The organism is Mesorhizobium sp. M4A.F.Ca.ET.050.02.1.1 (assembly GCF_003997725.1).
GTDB lineage: Bacteria > Pseudomonadota > Alphaproteobacteria > Rhizobiales > Rhizobiaceae > Mesorhizobium.
On the sequence record NZ_RZSG01000218.1, the window covers coordinates 1 to 8,092 of the forward strand.

General features: G+C 65.8%; 8 protein-coding genes and 2 pseudogenes. 3 read left to right on the forward strand and 7 right to left on the reverse strand.

The genetic code is table 11. From position 1 onward, the window contains the following. Positions 1–775, forward strand: a pseudogene (locus EOA33_RS16210) (delayed-early response protein/equilibrative nucleoside transporter); the annotation flags it as partial. 7 nt (positions 776–782) lie between these two features. Here the strand turns inward: EOA33_RS16210 and denD are convergent. The 4 genes from denD to EOA33_RS16230 are packed head-to-tail and all read right to left on the reverse strand — an operon-like array spanning position 783 to position 3,657. Then, complete coding sequence (gene denD / locus EOA33_RS16215) at positions 783–1,760, reverse strand: D-erythronate dehydrogenase (RefSeq protein WP_126058444.1); 978 nt, start codon at positions 1,758–1,760, stop codon at positions 783–785. Between the two features lies 1 nt (position 1,761). Continuing rightward, positions 1,762–1,968, reverse strand: coding sequence for a hypothetical protein (locus tag EOA33_RS16220; protein WP_126058443.1), 207 nt, complete (start codon positions 1,966–1,968; stop codon positions 1,762–1,764). Then, positions 1,968–2,957, reverse strand: a complete 990-nt coding sequence (locus tag EOA33_RS16225; RefSeq protein ID WP_127406050.1) for a cation diffusion facilitator family transporter — start codon at positions 2,955–2,957, stop codon at positions 1,968–1,970. Before EOA33_RS16225 ends, EOA33_RS16220 begins: the two co-directional genes overlap by 1 nt. 13 nt (positions 2,958–2,970) lie before the next feature. Beyond that, entirely contained in the window at positions 2,971–3,657 is a 687-nt protein-coding gene (locus EOA33_RS16230) for a GNAT family protein (RefSeq protein ID WP_126058441.1), read from the reverse strand. 83 nt (positions 3,658–3,740) lie between these two features. Here EOA33_RS16230 and EOA33_RS16235 point away from each other — a divergent pair, with 83 nt between their 5' ends. After that, on the forward strand, positions 3,741–4,925 hold the full coding sequence (locus EOA33_RS16235) for a pyridoxal phosphate-dependent aminotransferase (protein ID WP_127406051.1): 1,185 nt from the start codon (positions 3,741–3,743) through the stop codon (positions 4,923–4,925). Positions 4,926–4,954: 29 nt separating this feature from the next. Here the strand turns inward: EOA33_RS16235 and EOA33_RS16240 are convergent, their stop codons facing one another. From EOA33_RS16240 to EOA33_RS16250, 3 genes are all read right to left on the reverse strand, one after another. Beyond that, positions 4,955–5,707 carry an SDR family oxidoreductase gene (locus EOA33_RS16240; RefSeq protein WP_126059367.1) on the reverse strand — a complete coding sequence of 251 codons (753 nt, stop codon included), beginning with the start codon at positions 5,705–5,707 and terminating at the stop codon, positions 4,955–4,957. Positions 5,708–5,932: 225 nt separating this feature from the next. After that, the gene (locus EOA33_RS16245; RefSeq protein ID WP_127406052.1) at positions 5,933–6,676 is read right to left on the reverse strand and encodes a tellurite resistance TerB family protein; all 744 of its coding nucleotides are present in this window, start codon (positions 6,674–6,676) and stop codon (positions 5,933–5,935) included. A 120-nt stretch (positions 6,677–6,796) separates the two neighbouring features. Continuing rightward, complete coding sequence (locus EOA33_RS16250; RefSeq protein WP_126058438.1) at positions 6,797–7,726, reverse strand: rhodanese-related sulfurtransferase; 930 nt, start codon at positions 7,724–7,726, stop codon at positions 6,797–6,799. A 179-nt stretch (positions 7,727–7,905) separates the two neighbouring features. Between EOA33_RS16250 and EOA33_RS16255 the strand changes: the two are divergent. Continuing rightward, positions 7,906–8,092 (forward strand): annotated as a pseudogene (locus EOA33_RS16255) (keto-deoxy-phosphogluconate aldolase); the annotation flags it as partial.

Consider the following 8,092-nt stretch of genomic DNA (forward strand, 5'->3'; position numbering starts at 1 on the left):
GCTTGCCTATTTTGTGCTGCGCGGCACCACGGTGTCGATGACCGATGCGGCGTGGTTCCTGGAAATCTCGAGCTATGTGCTGGTCACCCTGTTCGGCGCCTGGCTGCTCTGGCGCAAGGCGGGCCCCGCCATCCGCCGCCTGTTCGGCGCCGGTCCCGCCTACAGCCTGTCAGCCGCCCATGCCAGTCACTCGCATGCCGGCCATTCCCACGCGGGGCACTCGCACGCTGCACATGCCCATGCGCACGCGCTTCATGCTCACGACCATGATCACGATAATGCAGCCCACCATTCGCATGGCCACGGCGCACACGATCACCATCATCACGATCATGGCGCGCATGATCACGCCGGCCACGATCATCACCATCATGACCACGCCGCCGGCGAGGTCTGCGAGACCTGCGGCCATTCGCACGCCCCCGATCCGGCGCTGCTGTCGGGCGACAATTTCGACTGGCGCACGGCATGGTCGGCGGTGGCGGCCGTCGGCATCCGCCCCTGCTCCGGCGCGCTGATCGTGCTGAGCTTCGCCCTGCTCAACGGGCTCTGGCTCGGCGGCCTGCTGTCGGTGTTCGCCATGTCGATCGGCACCGCCATCACCGTCTCGGCGCTGGCAACGCTCGCGGTGACGGCCAAGAACTGGGCGGTCTATTTCGCCGGCGACGGCCGCATGGGCAACCGCATCCATTCCATCGTTGAGATCGGCGGCGCGGCCTTCATCTTCCTGGTTGGACTGCTGCTGCTGTCCGCCAGCCTGACCGGCGGCGCTTGACGCCGGATCAGCCCACTACTTTGTTATCCAGTTCATCCTCGATATGCGCGCGGATGATCTCATCGAAACTCGTCTCGGCAGCGAAGCCGAGGTCCTTCGAGCGGCGCGCCTCGAAGCGTGTCGGCCAGCCTTTGACGATCGCCCAGATCGTCTCGTCCGGCTGCTCGCGGATCAGCTTCACCACCTTCGAACCGGCGACCCGCTCCAGCGCCTCGATCTGCTCGCCGACCGTGACGGCGACGCCGGGCATGGTGAGGTTGCGGCGCGGCCCGACGGCGGCGCCGTCGATCTCCGCCGCGTGGATCAGGAAATTCACCGCCGAGCGCGGGCTGGCGTGGGTATGCAGCACCGAGCGCGGCACGGGCAGGATCGCTTCTTGGCCGCTCAGCGGCTCGCGGATGATGCCGGAGAAGAACCCCGAGGCCGCCTTGTTCGGCTTGCCTGGCCTGACACAGATGGTCGGCAGCCTGATGCCGATGCCGTCGAAGAAGCCGCGCCGCGTATAGTCGGCGAGCAACGCCTCGCTCATCTGCTTCTGCGTGCCGTAGGATGTCAGCGGCGTCGGATGGAACTCGTCCGGGATGACATCCGGGAACGGCGCGCCGAATACCGCGATCGACGAGGTGAAGACGAGGCGCGGCGAAAACCCCGCCAGCCGCACGGCGTCGAACAGCGCGCGCGTGCCGTCGAGATTGACGCGGTAGCCGAGGTCGAAATTGGCTTCCGCCTCGCCCGACACAATGCCAGCCAGATGGAAGATCACATCGGGGCGCGAAGCGACCAAGCTAGCGGCTGCTCCAGGTGCCGCGAGATCGCCAGTGCGGATGGAGACATCGACCCCTGGCATGGCGGGCCCTTCAGATGCCACGATATCGTGTAGGTCGAGCGCGCTGATCTTGCGGCCGCGCAGTTGCCCGTCCCTGGCCAGCCGGGCAATCAGCTTGCGGCCGACCATGCCGGCCGCGCCCGTAATCAACACGCGCATCTCAAGGATCCTTCTTACGCTGGCTGCGGCCACGCAGCCAGAACACGACAAAAATCGCCACCATGAAGACGGCCGCGATGACTGCGGCCAGGATGGTCGAGACGCTGCCGGCCGCCAGCATCACCCGCGGCAGGAAATAGGCGGCGATGCCGAACAGGAGCAGCACCCAGAACGCGCCAAGCGCCGCATTGCGCGTATCGCGATCCATCAGTGATAGTGACCGCGATGCGGCGCCGCATGATGCGCGTGATCATGGCCGTGATCGTCATCATCGTCGGCGCAGTGCCCGAATTCCGGTTCGACGGTAGCATGGCTGATGCCATGCTCGGCGGCGAGCCGCTTCTTGATGGCGCTGACCGCCATATGGGCATCAACCCCATCATTCAGGCAGGCGTGCAGCGTCGCCATGTTGCTGGAACCGTCGAGCGACCAGACATGCATGTGATGCACCTCGCGCACGCCCTTGACCGCGCTCTCCAGGTCCTTGGCAATCACGTCGCGGTCGAGGCTTGCCGGCACGCCTTCGAGCAGCACATGGGCGGCCTCCCGCATCAGCGACCAAGCCGTCGACAGGATCAGCAGCGAGACCAGTACCGACAGGATCGGATCGATCGGCGTCCAGCCTGTCGCAAGAATGATCAACGCCGCGGCGATGGCAGCGGCCGAGCCGAGCAGATCGCCCAGCACATGCAGTATGGCGCCGCGCATGTTGAGGTTCTCGCGATCGCCGCCATGCAGCACGAAGAAGGAGAGGATATTCACCATTAGGCCGGCGATCGCGACCACCAGCATCGGCCCGCCGAGCACCGGCGCCGGCGCCACCAGGCGCCCCCAGGCCTCGTAGACGATCCACAGCGCAATGGCGAAGATGGCGATGCCGTTGGTGTAGGCGACCAGCGTCTTGACCCGGCCGAACCCGTAGGTCAGGCGAACCGTGGCCGGGCGGCCGGCGAGATGGAAGGCATACCACGCGAGCCCGAGCGCGATCGCATCGGCAAGCATGTGGCCGGCATCGGCAAGCAGCGCCAGCGACCCGGTCAGCAGGCCGCCGAGCGCCTCCGCGACCATGAAGCCGGCGGTCAGGCAGGCGGCGATCAGCACCCGCTTCTTGTCGGTCGAGCCATGCACATGGCCCGCGCCATGGCTGTGGCCGTGCGAGTCCTGTGCATGTGAACCGTGGTCATGGCTATACGCCATCTGCCTGCTCCTGCTACGCGCCGAACTCGGCGCGGAAGTCTTCAAGCCGCCGCTTCTGCCGGCCCTCATTGTCGAAATTGGCCGGATCGAGCCAAGCCTCATAGGCTCTGCGCAGCGCCGGCCATTCCTTGTCGATGATCGAGTACCACGCGGTATCGCGGTTTTCGCCCTTGACGACAAGGTGCTGGCGGAAAATGCCCTCGAACTTGAAGCCGAAACGCTCGGCGGCGCGCTTCGACGGTTCGTTGCGATTGTTGCATTTCCATTCATAGCGGCGATAGCCGAGATCGTCGAAGATGTATTTCATGAACAGGAACTGGGCTTCGGTCGCCGCCGGCTTGCGCGAGATCAGCGGCCCCCAATAGATGTTGCCGATCTCGATCACGCCATAGGCGGGGTCGATGCGCATCAGCGTCTGCCGCCCGGCGACCTTGCCGCTCGCCTTGTCGATGACGGCGAAGAACAGCGGATCCTCACTGGCCTCGACCTTGTCCAGCCAGGGCTGGAAGGCGGCTCGGGTTTCCGGCGGATAGTCCGGCAGCCAGGCGAAGCGGCCGCCGACATCGGACACCGAAGAGGCCTCGTAGAGGCTGTCGCCGTGCTTTGCGGCGCTCAGCGGTTCGAGCCTGGCATAGCGCCCCTCCAGCACCTTGCGCTCGGGGCGCGGGCGCGGCTGCCAGTCTTTGAGATTTTCCGACACCGAAAACTCCAATCCGTTTGACTTTTGCCGAAGGACGCTCACAAAAACGCTCGCCTACAGTAAGAACCACAGGGACGGGAAAAATGCTCCACACGATTGCGGCCTTCGACCGTCTCGGCGAGGAAAATGCCTTCGCGGTGCTGGCGCGTGCCACCGCACTTGCCCATCAGGGCCGCGACATTGTCAATCTCGGCATCGGCCAGCCGGACTTCAAGACGCCGCAGCACATCGTCGAGGCGGCGATCAAGGCGCTGCGCGACGGCCATCATGGCTATACGCCGGCCAACGGCCTGCTGGCGACGCGCGAAGCCGTGGTGCGCCGCACGCTGACCACCACCGGTGTCGAGGTCTCGCCGGAGAGCGTGATGATCCTGCCCGGCGGCAAGCCGACCATGTTCGCGGCGATCCTGATGTTCGGCGAGCCGGGCGCCGAGATCCTGTATCCGGATCCCGGCTTTCCGATCTATCGCTCGATGATCGAGTTCACCGGCGCCGCCCCGGTGCCGGTGCCGATCCGCGAGGAAAACGGCTTCGCTTTCTCTGCCGACGAGACGCTGGCGCTGATCACCCCGCGGACCAGGCTGCTGATCCTCAACTCGCCCGCCAACCCGACCGGCGGCGTCACCCCGCGCGCCGAGATCGAGAAGCTGGTCAAGGGGCTGGAGGCGCATCCGCATGTCGCCATCCTCTCCGACGAGATCTACGACGTCATGACCTATGACGGCGAGACGCATTTTTCGCTGCTCAACTTCCCGCAGATCCGCGACCGGCTGATCGTCCTCAACGGCTGGTCGAAGACCTGGGCAATGACCGGCTGGCGCATGGGCTGGTCGATCTGGCCGAACGGCGACAAGGGCACCCATCTCTACGACAAGGTGCGCAAGCTGGCGGTCAACTGCTGGTCCTGCGTCAACGCGCCGAGCCAGTATGCCGGCATCGCCGCGATCGACGGCCCGCAGGACGACGTCGAGAAGATGATGCGCGCCTTCGACAACCGCCGGAAGATCGTGGTCGAGGGGCTGAACGCGCTGCCGGGCATCTCCTGCATCACGCCGAAGGGCGCCTTCTATGCCTTCCCCAATGTCTCGAAGACCGGCTGGAAGGCCAAGAAGCTCGCCTCGGCGCTGCTCGAGGACGCCGGCGTGGCGCTGATCGGCGGTCCCGATTTCGGCATTCTCGGCGAAGGCTATATCAGGCTCTCCTACGCCAATTCCGAGGAGAACATCTTGCGCGCGATGGAGCGGATCGAGGCGTTCTTGAAGAAGTGACCTCGCTTCCCTCGCGGGAAGGCCGGGCGCTACCCGCGCCCGACGAACGGCATCTTCGTCGCCATCACCGTCATGAACAGCACATTGGCGTCGAGCGGCAGGCTGGCCATGTGGACGACCGCGTCGGCGACGCGCTCGACATCCATCACCGCCTCGGCGGCGATCGACCCGTTGGCCTGCGGCACGCCGACCGTCATCGGCTGCGCCATCTCGGTCAGCGCATTGCCGATGTCTATCTGGCCGCAGGCGATGTCGTAGGGCCGGCCATCCAGCGCCAGCGTCTTGGTCAGCCCGGTGATGGCGTGCTTGGTCGCCGTGTAGGGCACCGAGCCCGGACGCGGCGCATAGGCCGACACCGAGCCGTTATTGATGATGCGGCCACCCATCGGCTTTTGCCGGCGCATGGCGCCGAAGGCGGCGCGGGCGCACAGGAACGAGCCGGTGAGGTTGACGCCGACAATATCGTTCCAGACCTCGACCGGGATCTCGTCGATCGGCGTCGACTTGTAGCCCATGCCGGCATTGTTGAAGAGCAGGTCGACGCGCCCGAAGGCTTCCACCACCGTTTCGAACAGATCGTCGACCTGGTCGGCCTTGCTGATATCGCAGGCAACCGCCAACGCCTTGGCATCGGTCTTGCCGGCCTCGGCAATCGCCTCCTCCAGCACCGCCTTGCGGCGGCCGCAGAACACGGTGTTCCAGCCGTTCTTGAGCAGCGCCGTGGCAACGCTTTTGCCGATGCCCGTGCCGGCGCCGGTCACGATGGCGGTTTTCTCTGTCATGGCAGTCATCGGCGTCCTCCGGTCATCGCTGCAGCTTGGCATCGCAAATGACGCAGGCGATGGCAAGCCAACTTGTCAGCCATCAGGCCCGACAAAAAGGGCGGTCATTGGCGACCGCCCTGATCTGAACCGGGCTTGGGAGGAGGAAAGGCCGGTCCGACTGCTTAGAATGATGCGCTTCCTCGGTTAACGAGACGTTACCGTGCGCGGCGCCGGCTGTCGCACTCACCAGCGCGGATTGGGCGAGGTTCCGGGCTTTTCGGAAACCGGCACCTTGGCCGCCGACACCGTCGCCTCGACATGGTTGACCAACGCGTCCGGCAGGCCGAGGCGACCGGCGAGCAGGTCGAGATAGCCGCGCTCTGCGCGCGTGTCGGGATCGATGGTAAGGCGCGAGGCCGTATAGAGTTCGAGCTTCTGCGCGTCGGTCTGGGCGCCGGCGACCAGCGTATCCAGGTCGAGCGGGCTCTCCAGTTCCGCCATCAGGAATTGTTCCGCCTCGGTGCCGATGCCGGCGAGTTGCAGCTTGCCGGCAATCTTCTGACGCTCCTCGTCATCGACATGGCCATCGGCCTTCGCCGCCGAGATCATCGCCCGCACCAGTGTCAGGGTGAACTCGTCCTCGCCTTGCGGCGCCTGCGAGGGGTGGAAGGCGGTGTCCTTGGGCGGCGGCAAGAGTTCCGGCTCGCCGGCGGCCGGCGTCTCGGCCGGCGCGTTGCCGGCCTTGTAATTCTGGTACGCCTTGTAGGCGAGACCGCCGATCGCGGCCAGCCCACCGAGCTTGATGGCGGTGCCCGTCACCTGCCGGCCGGTGCCTGTTCCAAGCAGAACCGCGGCCAGCGCGCCGGCGGCGAGCGGATTGTCCTTGGCCATCTGCACGGCCTGGCCGGCCTTGTCGCGGACGGTGCCGCTGGTGCCGGGAACCTGCGAGCCGAGCAGATCGTCGAGAAGCTTCTTGGGGTCGAACATCAATGCCTCCAGAATTGGCCCGCGCCGAACATGGACGAGCAGGTTTGGACGTCGCAGACGTAGGTCCCGCATGTCGACATTACAATGACGGGCCAGCGCTTTGATGCGGCTAAGGGGGCGCTAGCTCCCGATATGCGGACCCTTGCCTCGCGCGGCGGCCAGTTCGACCTGCCGCTGGCGTTCGGCGTAGCGGGCGCGATCCTCGTCGGAGCGGACCTCGTGGCAATGCGGGCAGGAGATGCCGGGGGCATAGCGCGGCGACAGCCGGTCCTCGACCGTCAGCGGATGCCGGCAGGCGCGGCAGAGCTCCGCCTCGCCCTCGGCAAGGCCATGCGACACCGACACGCGTTCGTCGAAGACGAAGCATTCGCCTTGCCACAGGCTCGCTTCGGCCGGCACCTGCTCCAGATATTTGAGGATGCCGCCCTTCAGGTGGAACACAGCCTCGAAGCCGAGCGATTTCACATAGGCCGTCGCCTTCTCGCAGCGTATGCCGCCGGTGCAGAACATCGCCACCTTGCGCCCTTCGAGTTGGTCGCGATGCCGCTCGACCCAGGCCGGGAATTCGCGAAAGCTCGCGGTCGCCGGATCGACCGCGCCCTTGAAGGTGCCGATTGACACCTCATAGGCATTGCGCGTGTCGATGACGATGGTGTTCTCGTCCGAGATCAGCGTGTTCCAGTCGGCCGGCGCGACATAGGTGCCGGCGCTGCTTGCCGGATCGAGGTCCTCGACGCCCATGGTGACGATCTCGCGCTTCAGCCGCACCTTCATGCGGTGGAACGGCATCTCGGCGGCGGCGCTGTATCTGACCTCGAGGCCGGCCAGGCCTTCGATGAAGTTCAGATGGTCGATCAGCGCGGCGATGTCGGCCTCGCTGCCGGCAACGGTGCCGTTGATGCCCTCATGTGCAAGCAGCAGCGTGCCCTTGATGCCGCGCCCGCAGCAGAAGGCTGCGAGCGGCGCGCGCAGCGCCTCGAAGCCGTCGAGCCGGGCAAATTTGTACAGCGCGGCGACGCGCACAGAATTGGTTCGGGTGGAAATTGTCATCGCCATGCCACTAAACCGTGGTGAAAGCCGATTCAAGGCGGAGCGGACCAGCCGCCTTCCGGGAAAGCGGCTGACACTCGTCGCCGGTGCGTGACATCGCGACACGCCTCGTTTCGTGGACTCGGGATACCCCTTCTGCTAATCGGTTGAAATCGATCGATACCGGAGAGAGCAAGCGAATGCCCAGCAAGACCGAGAAGCTCCTGTCGCTCCTCAATGGCCAGCCGGTCATCCCGGTGCTCAAGATCGCCAATGTCGCCGACGCGGTACCGCTTGCCCGCGCGCTCGCCCGCGGCGGCCTGCCGGCGATCGAGATCACGCTCAGGACCGCCGATGCGCTGGAAGCGATCCGGCGCGTCGCCGGCG

Excerpts from the sequence above, each read along its gene's own strand:
- denD (WP_126058444.1), bottom strand. The coding sequence starts at position 1,760 with ATGCGCGTGTTGATTACGGGCGCGGCCGGCATGGTCGGCCGCAAGCTG.
- EOA33_RS16220 (WP_126058443.1), bottom strand. The coding sequence starts at position 1,968 with ATGGATCGCGATACGCGCAATGCGGCGCTTGGCGCGTTCTGGGTGCTG.
- EOA33_RS16225 (WP_127406050.1), bottom strand. The coding sequence starts at position 2,957 with ATGGCGTATAGCCATGACCACGGTTCACATGCACAGGACTCGCACGGC.
- EOA33_RS16235 (WP_127406051.1), top strand. The coding sequence starts at position 3,741 with ATGCTCCACACGATTGCGGCCTTCGACCGTCTCGGCGAGGAAAATGCC.
- EOA33_RS16240 (WP_126059367.1), bottom strand. The coding sequence starts at position 5,707 with ATGACAGAGAAAACCGCCATCGTGACCGGCGCCGGCACGGGCATCGGC.
- EOA33_RS16245 (WP_127406052.1), bottom strand. The coding sequence starts at position 6,676 with ATGTTCGACCCCAAGAAGCTTCTCGACGATCTGCTCGGCTCGCAGGTT.
- EOA33_RS16250 (WP_126058438.1), bottom strand. The coding sequence starts at position 7,726 with ATGACAATTTCCACCCGAACCAATTCTGTGCGCGTCGCCGCGCTGTAC.